This window comes from Serpentinimonas maccroryi (genome assembly GCF_000828915.1).
Lineage (GTDB): Bacteria > Pseudomonadota > Gammaproteobacteria > Burkholderiales > Burkholderiaceae_C > Serpentinimonas > Serpentinimonas maccroryi.
Genome location: NZ_AP014569.1, coordinates 1,412,567 through 1,427,663, shown reverse-complemented (window position 1 = coordinate 1,427,663; position 15,097 = coordinate 1,412,567). Strand labels below are relative to the sequence as shown.

Here is a 15,097-nt window from a genome sequence, read left to right as displayed (position 1 = left end):
ATTTTTCATGAACTACAAGCAACCGCGCTTGCGCCGCCTCGCCTTGGGCGCACTGGTTTCCCTGTCGCTGGCGCTGCCGGCTTGGGCCACCGCCCCCTTCACGCTGCGCGACATCCGGGTCGAGGGCCTGCAACGCGTCGAACCCGGCACGGTGTTTGCCTCCTTGCCCTTCAGGGTCGGCGACGCCTTCACCGAAGACCAAGGCAGCGCCGCCATCCGCGCCCTGTTCGGGCTCGGGTTGTTTTCCGACGTGCGCCTGCAAGTCGAGGGCGAGGTGCTGGTGGTGATCGTCGAAGAGCGCCCGACCGTGGCCGAGATCAGCTTCAGCGGCGTGCGCGAGTTCGACAACGAGGTGTTGCGCCGCGCCCTGCGCGATGTCGGGCTGGCCGAAGGCCGGCCGTTCGATCGCGCCTTGGCCGACCGCGCCGAGCAAGAGCTCAAGCGCCAGTACCTGACGCGCAGCATGTACGCCGCCACCGTCACCGCCACCGTCACGCCATTGGATCGCAACCGCATCAACCTCAATTTTCATGTGGTCGAAGGCGGCATCACGCGCATCACCGAGCTGCGCATCGTGGGCAACCAAGCCTTTAGCGACGCCGCTTTGCTGCGCCTGTTCACGCTCGACACCGGCAACTGGTTGAGCTGGTACACGCGCTCCGACCGCTACGCGCGTGAGCGCCTCAACGCCGACCTCGAAACCCTGCGCTCGCACTACCTCACGCGCGGCTTCCTCGAGTTCACGATCGACTCGACCCAAGTCGCGATCTCGCCCGACAAGGGCGAAATGGCGATCACCATCAACATCACCGAGGGCCAGCGCTTCGTGGTCTCTGGGGTGCGGTTGGAGGGCGAATACCTCGGCCGCGAAGAGGAGTTCAAGTCCCTCATCCGCATCCGCCCCGGCCAAGCCTACAACGCCGAAGAGGTGAGCGAGACCGTGCGCGCCTTTGGCGAGCATTTCGGGCGCTTCGGCTTTGCCTTTGCGCGCGTCGAGGCGGTGCCCGAAATCGACCGGCTAAACGCCCAAGTGGCGTTCGTGCTGCGCGCCGAGCCCTCGCGCCGCGCCTTCGTGCGCCGCATCGAGATCGAAGGCAACGAGCGCACCCGCGACGAGGTCATCCGGCGCGAGTTCCGCCAGCTCGAATCGGCTTGGTACGACGGCGACCGCATCCGGCTGTCGCGCGACCGCGTCGATCGACTGGGTTTCTTCACCCAGGTCACGGTCGATACGCGCGAGGTGCCGGGGGCGCCCGATCAGGTCGATCTGGTGGTGGCGGTCGAGGAGCGGGCCACCGGCAGCCTGTCGATCGGCGCCGGCTTCTCGCAGGCCGAGCGGCTCTCGCTCACCGCCGGCATCCGCCAAGAAAACGTGTTTGGCACCGGGCATTCGCTCAGCTTCAACCTGAACACCAGCGACTTCAACCGCCAGCTGCTGCTCAGCACCGTCAACCCGTACTTCACGCCCGACGGCGTCTCGCGCGCCTTCGATCTGTACTACCGCACCAGCCGCCCGCTGTCGGAGCAAGAGGGCGACTATCGGCTGGTCACGGCCGGCACCAGCGTGCGTTTTGGTGTCCCCTTCACCGAGACCGACACCGTGTTCTTTGGCTTAGGGGTGGAGCAGACCCGAATCGAGCCCGGCGCCGGCCTGCCGGTGGCGTTTCGCCAGTTCATTAACGCTTTTGGCGATTCGGCCATTTCGGTGCCGCTCACCCTGGGTTGGGCGCGCGACAGCCGCGACAGCGCCTTGGTGCCCACCCGCGGCCGCCTGATGCGCTTCAATGGCGAGCTCGGCATCGCCGGCGACACCCGCTACGTGCGCGCCAGCGGCCAGTTTCAGCAATTCATCCCGCTCAACCCGCAGTGGACGCTGGCCTTCAACGCCGAAGCCGGCTGGGGCCGCGGCTTGGGCGACCGGCCGTTTCCGGTGTTCAAAAACTTTTTCGGCGGCGGCTTGGGTTCGGTGCGCGGCTTCCAGCAGGGCACGCTGGGTGGCACCAGCGCGATTGAGGGCCAGCCCGGCACCCTGTCCTACATCGGTGGCTCGCGCATGGCGGTGCTCAACACCGAGCTCATCGCTCCCTTCCCCGGCGCCGGCAACGACCGCACGCTGCGCATGTTCGGCTTCATCGACGTCGGCAACGTTTCGGACGATTTCGGCGGGCGCTCGCGCTTCAGCGATTTTCGCGCTTCGGCCGGAATTGGCATCAGCTGGCTCTCGCCGGTCGGGCCGCTTAGAATCGCGTATGCCCAGCCGTTGCGCGAGTTCGCCAACGACAAACCACAAAGCATTCAATTCCAGATTGGTACCACGTTCTGATGAAATCCTTCTCTAGCCACCTGTTGCGCTCCTTTTTTACCGCCTTGCTGCTGGCCACGGCCGCTTTCGCCGTCACGGCCCAAGACTTCAAAGTCGGTTTTGTGAACACGGATCGCGTGCTGCGCGACTCAGCCGCTGCCCGGGCGGCGCAAACCAAGCTGCAGCAAGAGTTTTCGCGCCGCGAACGCGAGGTGCAGACGCTGGGCACCCAGTTGCGCACGGCCTCCGAGGCCCTGGAGCGCGAAGCGCCCACGCTGTCCGAGGCCCAGCGCGTCACGCGCCAGCGCCAGCTGATCGAGATGGAGCGCGATTTCCAGCGCCGCCGCCAGGCTTTCCAAGAAGACCTGAACCTGCGCCGCAACGAAGAGCTGCAGCAGGTGATCGAGCGCGCCAACCGCGTCATCCGCCAGATCGCCGAGGCCGAGCGCTTCGACCTCATCATCCAAGAGGCGGTCTATATCCACCCGCGCCACGACATCACCGACAAGGTGATCGCTGGCCTGAACAGCGCCCCAGCCGCAGCCCCGGCCGCTGCACCCGCCCGCTAAAGGCGCGGTCGCCCGGCACCGGCACCTGATGCTTCGGCTCTGCGACATCCACGCCGCCTTGGGCGGCGTTTTGCATGGCGATGGCACGCGCGCGATCGCTGGCTTGGCATCGCTCGAAAGCGCCGGGCCCGATCGGCTCGCCTTTGTGGGGCAGGCGCGCCACGCGGCGGCGATCGAGAGCACGCAGGCCGCAGCGCTGATCGTGCCGCCCGAGCTGGTGCCGCGCGCCAGCGCCCGCGGGCCCTGCATCGAGACGTCGCAGCCCTACCCCTACTTTGCCCGCCTGACGCAGTGGTGGCGGGCGCGCCAGCTGGCGGCGCAGCGCGCTGCCGCCGACCCCGCCGAGCCCGCCATCCACCCCAGCGCTTGGGTGCACCCCAGCGCCGAACTGGCTGCCGGGGTGCGCTTGGGGGCCTTTGTGGTGGTCGAGGCCGGGGCGCAGATTGGCGCCGACTGCGAGATTGGGGCCCACTGTGTGATCGGCGCGCGTGCGCGCATCGGCGCCCAAGCGCGCCTGGCGGCGCAGGTGGTGATCGGCCACGATTGCACGCTGGGTGCGCGCTGCATCGTGCACAGCGGGGCGGTGATCGGGGCCGACGGCTTTGGCTTTGCCGCGCACGAAGAGCGCTGGCTCAAGATCGAGCAACTGGGCGCGGTGCGCATCGGCGACGAGGTCGAAATCGGGGCCAACACCTGCATCGACCGCGGCACCCTCGACGACACCGTGCTCGAAGACGGCGTCAAGCTCGACAACCTGATCCAGATCGGCCACAACGTGCGCATCGGCGCGCACACCGCCATGGCCGGCTGCGTCGGGGTGGCGGGCAGCGCACAGATCGGCGCACACTGCACCTTCGGCGGCGGTGCTGGGGTGCTCGGGCACCTGCGCATCGTCGATCACGTGCACATCACCGCCGCCACCTTGGTCTCGCGCTCGATCCTCAAGCCGGGCCAGTACAGCGGCGCGTTCCCGATCGACGACAATGCGAATTGGGAAAAAAACGCTGCCACGCTGCGCCAGTTGTACGCGCTGCGGCAACGCCTGAAAGCCCTAGAAAAAAAATTCTGATGGACATCCACCAAATTCTGAAAAAACTGCCGCACCGCTACCCATTTTTGCTGGTGGACCGGGTGCTGGAAATCGAAAAAGGCCGCTCCATCCGCGCGCTCAAAAACGTGAGCGTGAACGAGCCGCAGTTCACCGGGCATTTTCCGCACCGCCCGGTGTTTCCGGGGGTGCTGATGCTCGAAGCGCTGGCGCAAACGGCGGCACTGCTGACCTTCGACACCCTGGGGCTGGAGCTGGACGAAAACTCGGTCTATTACTTCGCCGGCGTCGATGGCGCGCGCTTCAAGCGCCCGGTGGAGCCGGGCGACCAGTTGCTCATGCACGTCACGCTCGAGCGCTCCAAGGCCGGCATTTTCAAGTTCAAGGGCGTGGCCCGGGTGGGCGACGAGGTGGCTTGCGAGGCCGAACTGATGTGCACCATGCGCCGCATCGCCAGCGAAGGCGCCGCATGAGTTTGATCCACCCCACCGCGCTCATCGACCCGGCGGCACAGCTGCACCCCACGGTGCAGGTCGGAGCCTACAGCCTCATCGGCCCGCACGTGCAGATCGGGGAGGGCAGCGCCATCGGCAGCCACTGCGTGCTCGAGGGCCACACGCGCATCGGCGCGCACAACACCATCCATAGCTACGCCGCCTTGGGCGGGGCGCCACAGGACAAAAAATACGCCGGTGAGCCGACCCGGCTCGAAATCGGTGACCGCAACGTGATCCGCGAGTTTTGCACCCTGCACCGCGGCACCGCCAACGGCCGCGGCGTCACCCGCGTGGGTGACGACAACATGCTCATGGCCTACGTGCACCTGGCGCACGACTGCCAAGTGGGCAGCCACACGGTGTTTGCCAACAACGCCCAGCTCGCCGGCCACGTGCAGGTGGGCGACTGGGTGATTTTGGGCGGCTTTACCGTGGTGCGCCAGTTTTTGCGCCTGGGCGCGCACAGCTTCACGGCCATGTGCGCGCTGCTGTTTGCCGACTTGCCGCCGTTCGTGGTCTGCCAAGGGCAACCGGCGGTGGCGCGCAACGTCAACGCCGAAGGGCTGCGCCGGCGCGGCTTCAGCCCGGCGCGCATCGCCGCCGTGCGCGCCATGTACAAGGCGCTGTACCGCGAAAACCTGACGCTGCAGGCCGCGCAGCCGCGCATCGCCGCCTTGCTTGAGCAGCACCCCGAGGCGGCCGCCGATGTGGCGCTGATGAGCGATTTTCTGGCCGGTGTCGGCAAGCCCGGCATCGTGCGCCGGCGCGCGCGCAGCGAAGCGGCCGAGGGCGCCGAGGGCAAAGGAGAAGGCGCATGAAGCCGCTGCGCTGTGCCGTGATCGGGGTTGGCTACCTGGGCAAGTTCCACGCCCAGAAATACGCCCAGCTGCCCGGTTGCGAGCTGGTGGCGGTGGCCGACAGCCGCCTCGACGTGGCCCAGGCCGTGGCCCAGCCACTGGGCTGCCGCGCCGTGGCCGACTACCACGAACTGCTGGGCCAAGTCGATGCCGTGAGCGTGGTCGTGCCGACGCAGGCGCACCACGCCGTGACGCTCGATTTTCTGCGCGCCGGTGCCCATGTGCTGGTAGAAAAACCCATCGCCGTCACGCTTGAGCAGGCCGACGAGATGATCGCCATAGCCGAGCAGCGCGGCCTGACGCTGGCGGTTGGGCACCTCGAGCGCTTCAACCCGGTGGCGCTGGCGCTCGAGCCGCTGCTGCAGCGCCCGCGCTTTATCGAGAGCACCCGGCTGGCCCCGTTCAAGCCGCGCGCCACCGACGTGAGCGTGCTGCTGGACCTGATGATCCACGACGTGGACTTGATCTTGTCGCTGGTCGATAGCGAGATCGTGAGCATAGACAGCAGCGGCGCGCGTGTGCTCACCGCCGACATCGACATCGCCAACGCCCGCATCCGCTTTGCCAACGGCTGTGTGGCCAACGTCACCGCCAGCCGCGTCAGCAACAAGAGCGAGCGCAAGATGCGCGTGTTCCAAGACCGCGCCTGCCATTCGCTCGACTTTGGCACCCGGCAACTGGTGAGCTACCGCGCCACCGACGCCGACCCGCACACCGCCCCCGAAGCGGCGATCGAGCGCCAGCTGCAGACCTTCGGCGAAGCCGACGCGCTGCAAAGCGAGATCGCCGATTTCGTGGCCAGCGTGCGCGAGGGGCGCGCGCCCAAGGTCGGCGGTCGCGCCGGACGCCGGGCGCTGGCGGCGGTGCAGCGCATCAGCGCTGCCACCGAGCTCATTGCCTGATTTTTTGCCCCATCTACTGCCCCCTTCCCCCTTCTGCCTCCTTTCACGCCTTAGAAAGCCCTGCCATGCGCATCCCGATGGTCGATCTGGCCACCCAGTACCGCGAACTCAAACCCCAGCTCGAACCGGCGCTGCTGGCGGCGCTGGAGGCCACGCAGTTCATCCTCGGCCCCAACGTGCAGGCCTTCGAGGCCGAGGCCGCCGCCTATCTGGGCGTCAAGCACGCCATCTCTTGCGCCAACGGCACCGACGCGCTGCACCTGGCGCTGCGCGCGCTCGGCTTGGGGCCGGGCGACGAGGTCATCACCACGCCCTTCACCTTCATCGCCACCGCCGAGGCCATCGCCTATGTGGGCGCCAAAGCGGTGTTCGTCGATATCGACCCGCGCACGTTCAACATCGATGTGGCGCAGGTGGCGCGCGCCATCGGGCCGCGCACCAAGGCGCTGCTGCCGGTGCACCTGTTTGGCCAACCGGCCGACTTGGGTGCGCTGCAGGCGCTGGCGCAGCAACACGGCCTGCACCTGATCGAAGACTGCGCCCAGTCTTTCGGTGCCACGCTCGGTGGCCGCCAGACCGGGGCCATCGGCGACGTGGCGGCGTTCAGCTTTTTCCCCAGCAAAAACCTGGGCTGCTTCGGCGACGGCGGCATGGTCACGACCCAGTCCGACGCGCTGGCCGAGACGCTGCGCATGCTGCGCAACCACGGCAGCAAGGTGCGCTACTACCACGACATCATCGGCTACAACAGCCGCCTCGACGAACTGCAGGCGGTGGTGCTGCGCGCCAAACTGGCGCGCATCGACCACTACAACCAGCAGCGGCGCCGCGTGGCGCAGCGCTACCAGGCCGGTCTAGCGGGCTTGCCGTTGCACACACCGTTTGAAGACGGCATCGGACGGCACGTCTATCACCAATACACGCTGCTGTGCGAGCAACGCACCCAGGTGCAGCAGGCGCTCACCGCAGCCGGCATCGCCAGCGCGATCTACTACCCGGTGCCGCTGCACCAGCAAAAAGTGTTTGCCGCCGAGGCCGCAGGGCAGTCGTTTCCCGTCACCGAGTCGGTGGCGCAGCGCTGCCTGTCGCTGCCGATCTACCCCGAGCTCAGCGACGCGGCCATCGACGAAATCTGCGCCGTGATCCGCCAGGCGCTGGTTTGATGTGGGCCCTGCCAGCTCAGCCAGCCCGGCCAGCCTAGGCCCGTCGCCGCCGGGCGCGGGCTTGCGCGTGGCCATGGTGGCGGCCGAACGCTCGGGCGACCAACTCGCCGCCTTGCTGCTGCAGGGCATGCGCCAGCGCTGGAGTGGCTTGCAGGCCAGCGGCATCGGCGGGCCGCTGATGCAGGCGCAGGGCTTTGTCGCGCACCACAGCTGCGACGAGCTCACCGTGCGCGGGCTGGTCGAGGGCCTGTGGGCCTACCGGCGCATCAGCGCCATCCGGCGCCGCTACGCCGCCGACTTGCTGCGCGAGCGCCCCGATCTGTACCTCGGGGTCGATGCCTCGGACTTCAACCTGCCGCTGGAGCGCCAGCTGAACCGCGCCGGCATCCCGGCGATCCAACTGGTCTGCCCCTCGATCTGGGCTTGGCGCCCTGGGCGCGTGCACGCCATCCGGCGCAGCGTGCGCCACGTGCTGTGCCTGTTTCCCTTCGAGCCCGAGCTGCTGGCGCGCCACGGCATCGCCGGCACCTTTGTGGGGCACCCGGTGGCCGACCTGATCGCGCTCGAGCCCGACCAAGCCGGCGCGCGCCAGCGCCTCGGGCTGGATCCCGAGGCCACCGTGGTGGCGCTGCTGCCGGGCAGCCGGGTGGCCGAGATCGCCGCGCTGGCCATGCCTTTTTTGCACGCCGCGCGCCTGATGGCGCAGCAGCGCCCGCAGCTGCGCTTCGTGCTGCCCACGCACGAGGGCCTGCGCCCCACGCTGGAGCAGGCGCTGCGTACCACCGGCATGGAGGCGCGGGTGCAGCTGGTGCTGGGGCAGGCGCACACCGTGCAGGCGGCCTGCGACGTGGCACTGGTGGCCAGCGGCACCGCCACGCTGGAGTGCGCGCTGCACAAGCGCCCGATGGTCATCGCCTACCGCATGCAGTGGCTCTCGTGGTGGGTGGCCAACCAGCAGCGGCGCACGCCCTGGATCGGGTTGCCCAACATTTTGTGCCAGCAAAGCCTGGTGCCCGAGCTGCTGCAGCAGCAGGCGCAGCCCGAGGCGCTGGCGCGCGCCACCTTGGCCTGGCTCGACGACCCGGCGGCGGTGGCGCGCCTGCGCCAGCGCTTTACCGACATGCACCTGCAACTGCGGCAAGACATGCCCGCCCGAGCCAGCCATGCGATCGCGCAAATCCTCCAAGCCTGACGGCTACACCTTGGGCTGGGCCCCGCCGGGCCTGGTGGCTGGGGTGGACGAAACCGGACGCGGCCCGCTGGCCGGGCCGGTGCTGGCCGCGGCGGTGATGCTGGACCCGCGCAAACCGATCGCGGGCTTGCGCGATTCCAAAAAACTCACGCCCAAGCGGCGCGCGCAACTGTGCGAGCTGATCCACGACCGCGCCCTGTGCTGCTCGGTGGCCCAGGCCAGCGTCGAAGAAATCGAGTGCCTCAACATCTTGCAAGCCACCCTGCTGGCGATGCAGCGCGCCGTGGCCGGCCTGCGGCTGCGCCCCACGCAGGTGCTGGTCGATGGCAACCGCTTGCCCGCCCTCCAGCTGCCGGCGCAAGCCGTGGTGCGTGGCGACGACCGGGTGGCGGCGATCGCGGCGGCTTCCATCGTGGCCAAGGTGCAGCGCGACCGCCTGTGCCTCGACTGGCATGCCCAGTACCCCGATTACGGCTTTGACCGCCACAAAGGCTACGGCACCGCGCTGCACCTCGAGGCGCTGCAGCGCTTGGGCCCCACGCCTTGGCACCGGCGCGGTTTTGCCCCGGTGGCGGCGCTGCTGGCCACAGCCTGTCCCCCATGAACACCGAAACCATCCGCTCGCGCGACAACGCGCTGCTCAAGCAACTGCGCCGCTTGGCCAACGACCCTGCCGCCGGCCGCGAGCTGGGGCTGGTCTGGCTCGAAGGCGAGCACCTGTGCCGCGCCCTGCTGGCCCGCGGCCAGTTGCCCACGGTGCTGCTGCGCGCCGAATCGGCCCCGCACTGGGACACGGCCTGGAGCTTGCCCCCCAGCGTGCGCCGCGTGGCGCTGGCCGACAGCCTGCTGGCCGGCGTCAGCGGCTTGGGCTCGAGCGCGCCGGTCGGTTTTTTGTGGCCGTTGCCCGCCGCCGCGGCGTGCCAGCCCGGGCGGCCCACGGTGCTGCTCGATCGCTTGCAAGATCCGGGCAACGTCGGCTCGATCCTGCGCAGCGCCGCCGCCCTCGGTATTGAGCAGGTGCTGGCGCTCAAGGGCACGGCGGCGCTGTGGGCGCCCAAGGTGCTGCGCGCCGGCATGGGGGCGCATTTTGGCTTGCGCCTGGTCGAAGGCTTGCACCCAGACGATCTGGCGGGACTCGATCTGCCGCTGCTGGCCACCAGCTCGCACCAAGGCCAGTGGCTGCACCAAGCCGCGCTGCCTTGGCCCTGCGCCTGGTTGTTCGGCCACGAAGGGCAGGGCGTGAGCCCAGCGCTGCTGGCCGCTGCCAGCCACACCCTGCGCATCGCCCAGCCCGGCGGCGAGGAATCGCTCAACGTCGCCGCCGCCGCCGCCATTTGTTTGCACGCCAGCGCGGTGCAGCGGCTGGGTTGAACAGGGCCCGGTGATTGCCCCGGTGGCGGTATGCCCCGGTGGCGGTGTGTCAACCGGTGGCGGTGGGTGGGCGGGCTATAATTCCAAGGTTTACCCTAACCCTGCGCACCCCGGTGGCCCCAATGACTCAAAGGCCGCTGCAGCCCCAATCAAAATCGCCTGAGTGCGTGCTGGCGTGGGGCCTTAAGGGTGCGGCCAGAATCCAAGTACCTGGAGAATCCCCCGTGTTTCCCGTCCCCGCCCCCGCCCTGCTCGCGCTTGCCGACGGCACGGTCTTTCGCGGCACCGCCATCGGTGCCACCGGCCAGACCGTCGGCGAAGTGGTGTTCAACACCGCGCTTACCGGCTACCAAGAAATCCTCACCGACCCCAGCTACCGCCAGCAACTGGTCACGCTCACCTACCCGCACATCGGCAACACCGGCGTCAACGAGCAAGACGTGGAGTCCGACGCCATCCACGCCGCCGGCCTGATCATCAAAGACCTGCCGCTGCTGCACTCCAACTTTCGCGCCAGCAGCAGCTTGGGCGAGTACCTGCAGCGCAATGGCACGGTGGCCATCGCCGGCATCGACACCCGCGCCCTCACGCGCCGCCTGCGCACGCATGGGGCACAAAACGGCGCCATCGTCGCCTTGGCAGCGGGCCAGAGCCTGAGCGATGCGGTGGTGGCGCAGGCGCTGGCCGCCGCTCGCAGCGCACCCAGCATGGCTGGGCAAGACCTGGCGCGGGTGGTGAGCACGGTGCAGCCCTACGCGTGGACACAGGCCGAGTGGCAACTGGCGCGCGCCGACGGCAGCCCCGGCTACGGCGAGCTGCAGGCGCCGCGTTTTCACGTCGTGGCCTACGATTTTGGCGTCAAGAAAAACATCCTGCGCATGCTGGCGCAGCGCGGCTGCCGCGTCACCGTGGTGCCGGCCCAAACCCCGGCGGCCCAGGTGCTGGCGCTGCGCCCCGACGGCGTGTTCCTGTCCAACGGCCCCGGCGACCCGCAGCCCTGCGACTATGCCATCGCCGCCGCCGCCGAGCTGATCGAATCCGGCCTGCCCACCTTCGGCATCTGCCTCGGGCACCAGATCATGGCCCTAGCCAGCGGCGCGCGCACCTACAAAATGCCGCACGGCCACCACGGCGCCAACCACCCGGTGCAAGAGCTCGCCAGCGGTCGCGTGGCCATCACCAGCCAGAACCACGGCTTTGCCGTGGAGCGCGAATCGCTGCCGGCGCACCTGCGCGTGACCCACATCAGCCTGTTCGACGGCACCGTGCAGGGGCTGGAGCGCACCGACCGCCCGGCCTTTTGCTTCCAAGGCCACCCCGAGGCCTCGCCGGGCCCGCACGACATCGCCAACCTGTTCGACCGCTTCACGGCGCTCATGGCCGCAAAGAAAGCTCAACATGCCTAAGCGTTCAGACATCCAAAGCATCCTCATCATCGGCGCCGGCCCGATCGTCATCGGCCAAGCCTGCGAGTTCGATTACTCCGGCGTGCAAGCCTGCAAAGCGCTGCGCGAGGAGGGCTACAAGGTCATCTTGATCAACAGCAACCCGGCCACGATCATGACCGACCCGGCCACCGCCGACGTCACCTACATCGAGCCCATCACCTGGCAGACGGTGGCCAAGATCATCGCCAAGGAGCGACAGCTCAACCCCGGCGGTTTTGCGATTTTGCCCACCATGGGCGGCCAGACCGCGCTCAACTGCGCGCTCGACCTCTGGCGCCAAGGCGTGCTGGCGCAGTACGGCGTTGAGCTGATCGGGGCCACGCCCGAGGCCATCGACAAGGCCGAAGACCGGCTCAAGTTCAAAGACGCCATGACCAAGATCGGCTTGGGCTCGGCGCGTTCGGGCATCGCGCACAGCCTGAGCGAGGCCTGGGAGGTGCAAAAACAGGTCGGTTTCCCGACCGTGATCCGGCCCAGCTTCACCCTCGGCGGCAGCGGCGGCGGCATCGCCTACAACCCCGAAGAGTTCGAGACCATCTGCAAGCGCGGGCTGGAAGCCTCGCCCACCCACGAGCTGCTGATCGAAGAGTCGCTGCTGGGCTGGAAAGAGTTCGAGATGGAGGTGGTGCGGGACCGCGCCGACAACTGCATCATCGTCTGCTCGATCGAAAACCTCGACCCCATGGGCGTGCACACCGGCGACTCGATCACCGTGGCGCCGGCGCAGACGCTCACCGACAAAGAGTACCAGCTGATGCGCAACGCCAGCTTGGCGGTGCTGCGCGAGATCGGTGTCGATACCGGCGGCTCCAACGTGCAGTTCGCGCTCAACCCGCGCGACGGGCGCATGGTCGTGATCGAGATGAACCCGCGCGTTTCGCGCTCGTCGGCGCTGGCTTCCAAGGCCACCGGTTTCCCGATCGCCAAGGTGGCAGCCAAGCTGGCGGTGGGCTACACCCTCGACGAGCTCAAAAACGAGATCACCGGCGGCGCCACCCCGGCCTCGTTCGAGCCCAGCATCGACTACGTGGTGACCAAGATCCCGCGCTTTGCCTTCGAAAAATTCCCCGCTGCCGACAGCCGCCTGACGACGCAGATGAAGTCGGTGGGCGAAGTCATGGCCATCGGGCGCACCTTCCAAGAGAGCTTCCAAAAGGCGCTGCGCGGGCTCGAGGTCGGCGTCGATGGCATGAACGAAAAAACCCAAGACCGCGAAACGCTCGAGCGCGAACTCGGCTCCCCGGGCCCGGAGCGCATCTGGTTCGTGGGCGACGCCTTTGCCGCCGGCTGGACGCTGGCCGAGGTGCAGCAGATCACGCGCATCGACCCCTGGTTTCTGGTGCAGATCGAGGACATCGTGCGCATCGAGCTGGGGCTGGATCGGCACACCGCCGAGCACGGCGCGCAGGCGCTGGCGGCCCTGAGCGCCGACACGCTGCGCACGCTCAAGCAAAAAGGCTTTTCCGACCGCCGCTTGGCCAAGCTGCTGCACACCCACGAGCAAGCCGTGCGCGCCCAGCGCCACGCCTTGGGCGTGCGCCCGGTTTATAAGCGCGTCGATACCTGCGCCGCCGAATTCGCCACCGCCACCGCCTACCTGTACTCTAGCTACGAGCAAGAGTGCGAGGCCGAGCCCAGCGAGCGCAAAAAAATCATGGTACTGGGCGGCGGGCCGAACCGCATCGGGCAGGGCATCGAGTTCGATTACTGCTGCGTGCACGCCGCGCTGGCCCTGCGCGAAGACGGCTACGAGACCCTGATGGTCAACTGCAACCCCGAGACCGTCTCGACCGACTACGACACCAGCGACCGGCTCTACTTCGAGCCGCTGACGCTCGAAGACGTGCTCGAAATCGTGGCCAAAGAGCGCCCCGAGGGCGTGATCGTGCAGTTCGGCGGCCAGACGCCGCTAAAGCTCGCGCTCGGGCTCGAGGCCGCCGGCGTGCCGATCATCGGCACCAGCCCAGACATGATCGACGCCGCCGAAGACCGCGAGCGCTTCCAGCAGCTGCTGCACCGCCTCGGGCTGCGCCAGCCACCCAACGCCACCGCGCGCACCGAAGCCGAGGCCATGGACAAAGCCGGCGCGCTGGGCTACCCGCTGGTGGTGCGCCCGAGCTACGTGCTGGGCGGGCGGGCGATGGAGATCGTGCACGAGCCGCGCGACCTCGAGCGCTACATGCGCGAGGCGGTCAAGGTCAGCCACGACTCGCCGGTGCTGCTGGACCGCTTCCTGAGCGATGCCATCGAGTGCGACGTCGATTGCATCCGCGACGCCAGCGGCGCCGTGCTCATCGGCGGCGTGATGGAGCACATCGAGCAAGCCGGCGTGCACTCGGGCGATTCGGCCTGCTCGCTGCCGCCGTACTATCTGAGCGCAGCCACTGTCGATGAAATCAAGCGCCAGACGGCGGCCATGGCCGGCGCCCTGAACGTGGTCGGGCTGATGAACGTGCAGTTCGCGATACAGCAGCTCGACGGCGTCGATGTCATCTACGTGCTCGAAGTCAACCCGCGCGCCTCGCGCACCGTGCCCTTTGTCTCCAAAGCCACCGGCATCCAACTGGCCAAGGTGGCGGCGCGCTGCATGGCCGGCCAGACGCTGGCGCAGCAGGGCGTGACGCGCGAAGTGGTGCCGCCGTACTTCAGCGTCAAGGAAGCGGTGTTCCCCTTCGTCAAGTTCCCCGGCGTGGACACCATCCTCGGCCCCGAGATGAAGTCCACCGGCGAGGTCATGGGAGTGGGGCGCAGCTTTGGCGAGGCCTTCGTCAAGTCGCAGCTCGGGGCCGGCACCCAGTTGCCGCGCCCCAGCGACGCCGTGCGCAAGGTGTTTTTGTCGGTCAAGGCCGACGACAAGCCGCGTGCGGTGCAGGTGGCGCGCGAGCTGCACGCGCTCGGCTTTGAGCTCGTGGCCACGCGCGGCAGCGCCGCCGCCCTCAACGCCGCCGGCGTGCCGTGCGCGCAGGTGAACAAAGTCGCCGAAGGCCGGCCCAACATCGTTGACCTGATCAAAAACGGCGACATCGCCATGGTCATCAACACCGTAGAGGAGCGGCGCAACGCCATCGCCGATTCGCGCTACATCCGCACCTCGGCGCTGGCCAACCGCGTCACCACCTTCACCACCATCTCGGGTGCCGAAGCGGCGGTTGAAGGCATCAAGTGCCAAGACTCGTTGGGCGTGGTGTCGGTGCAAGAGCTGCACGCGCTGCTGGCCGGGTTATAATCTCAAGGTCTGCCTATTTTTGGCAAGACTACACACGCCTGTTGCGGCAAGCGGCGGCTTGGGGCCTTGGTGCCTTGAGCTGACCGCACCCTGCGGCAGGACGCACGTCCACCTAGAAAGTCATCATGATCGCTCAATCCGTCAAAGCCGAAGTGATTTCGGCCAACGCCCGTGCACCCCACGACACCGGCAGCCCCGAAGTACAGGTCGCCATCCTTACGGCGCGCATCAACGAACTCACGCCGCACTTCAAAACCCACGCCAAAGACCACCACGGCCGCCGCGGTCTGCTGCGCATGGTCAGCCGTCGGCGCAAGCTGCTCGACTACCTCAAGGGCAAAGACGCCGACCGCTACGTGAGCCTGATCCAAAAGCTCGGCTTGCGCAAATAAGAACCGCACCCAAGCGGCCTTTGCCCTTTTTCGTTCATCGTGCAAAACGCCTCGGTCGCCCTGCCGCCGCAGGCGTTTTTTGCGCTTCATTTCCCATCTAGGCCAGGCGTGCTCATTCAGAGCGAAGCTG

Annotated in this window: 13 protein-coding genes; all 13 read left to right on the top strand. The window is 68.0% G+C overall.

The features are described from left to right. Positions 1 to 7: 7 nt before the first annotated feature. The 13 genes from bamA (at position 8) to rpsO (ending at position 14,967) form a co-directional block, all read left to right on the top strand. Entirely contained in the window at positions 8 to 2,323 is a 2,316-nt protein-coding gene (gene bamA / locus SMCB_RS06580; RefSeq protein ID WP_045535851.1) for an outer membrane protein assembly factor BamA, read from the top strand. Continuing rightward, a complete protein-coding gene (locus tag SMCB_RS06575) occupies positions 2,323 to 2,871 on the top strand; it encodes an OmpH/Skp family outer membrane protein (protein WP_045535850.1) in 549 nt (182 codons plus the stop codon). The genes bamA and SMCB_RS06575 overlap by 1 nt, the downstream gene beginning before the upstream one ends. Before the next feature lie 25 nt (positions 2,872 to 2,896). Beyond that, positions 2,897 to 3,940 (top strand): UDP-3-O-(3-hydroxymyristoyl)glucosamine N-acyltransferase, encoded by a 1,044-nt coding sequence (gene lpxD / locus SMCB_RS06570; protein WP_045535849.1) that lies wholly within the window; start codon positions 2,897 to 2,899, stop codon positions 3,938 to 3,940. Then, positions 3,937 to 4,392 carry a 3-hydroxyacyl-ACP dehydratase FabZ gene (gene fabZ / locus SMCB_RS06565; RefSeq protein WP_045537762.1) on the top strand — a complete coding sequence of 152 codons (456 nt, stop codon included), beginning with the start codon at positions 3,937 to 3,939 and terminating at the stop codon, positions 4,390 to 4,392. The genes lpxD and fabZ overlap by 4 nt, the downstream gene beginning before the upstream one ends. After that, a complete protein-coding gene (lpxA, locus tag SMCB_RS06560; RefSeq protein ID WP_045535848.1) occupies positions 4,389 to 5,234 on the top strand; it encodes an acyl-ACP--UDP-N-acetylglucosamine O-acyltransferase in 846 nt (281 codons plus the stop codon). Before fabZ ends, lpxA begins: the two co-directional genes overlap by 4 nt. After that, the gene (locus SMCB_RS06555) at positions 5,231 to 6,175 is read left to right on the top strand and encodes a Gfo/Idh/MocA family protein (protein WP_045535847.1); all 945 of its coding nucleotides are present in this window, start codon (positions 5,231 to 5,233) and stop codon (positions 6,173 to 6,175) included. Before lpxA ends, SMCB_RS06555 begins: the two co-directional genes overlap by 4 nt. A 65-nt stretch (positions 6,176 to 6,240) precedes the next feature. Beyond that, positions 6,241 to 7,338, top strand: coding sequence for a DegT/DnrJ/EryC1/StrS family aminotransferase (locus SMCB_RS06550; RefSeq protein ID WP_045535846.1), 1,098 nt, complete (start codon positions 6,241 to 6,243; stop codon positions 7,336 to 7,338). A 73-nt stretch (positions 7,339 to 7,411) separates the two neighbouring features. After that, positions 7,412 to 8,530, top strand: coding sequence for a lipid-A-disaccharide synthase (gene lpxB, locus SMCB_RS06545; protein WP_045537760.1), 1,119 nt, complete (start codon positions 7,412 to 7,414; stop codon positions 8,528 to 8,530). Then, positions 8,502 to 9,134 (top strand): ribonuclease HII, encoded by a 633-nt coding sequence (gene rnhB / locus SMCB_RS06540; RefSeq protein ID WP_045535845.1) that lies wholly within the window; start codon positions 8,502 to 8,504, stop codon positions 9,132 to 9,134. Before lpxB ends, rnhB begins: the two co-directional genes overlap by 29 nt. Continuing rightward, on the top strand, positions 9,131 to 9,901 hold the full coding sequence (locus tag SMCB_RS06535) for a TrmH family RNA methyltransferase (RefSeq protein ID WP_045535844.1): 771 nt from the start codon (positions 9,131 to 9,133) through the stop codon (positions 9,899 to 9,901). The genes rnhB and SMCB_RS06535 overlap by 4 nt, the downstream gene beginning before the upstream one ends. Before the next feature lie 224 nt (positions 9,902 to 10,125). Next, entirely contained in the window at positions 10,126 to 11,307 is a 1,182-nt protein-coding gene (gene carA, locus SMCB_RS06530; RefSeq protein WP_045535843.1) for a glutamine-hydrolyzing carbamoyl-phosphate synthase small subunit, read from the top strand. Then, on the top strand, positions 11,300 to 14,575 hold the full coding sequence (gene carB / locus SMCB_RS06525; RefSeq protein WP_045535842.1) for a carbamoyl-phosphate synthase large subunit: 3,276 nt from the start codon (positions 11,300 to 11,302) through the stop codon (positions 14,573 to 14,575). The genes carA and carB overlap by 8 nt, the downstream gene beginning before the upstream one ends. 125 nt (positions 14,576 to 14,700) lie before the next feature. Then, positions 14,701 to 14,967, top strand: coding sequence for a 30S ribosomal protein S15 (gene rpsO, locus SMCB_RS06520; protein ID WP_045535841.1), 267 nt, complete (start codon positions 14,701 to 14,703; stop codon positions 14,965 to 14,967). The last annotated feature ends 130 nt before the right edge of the window (positions 14,968 to 15,097 follow it).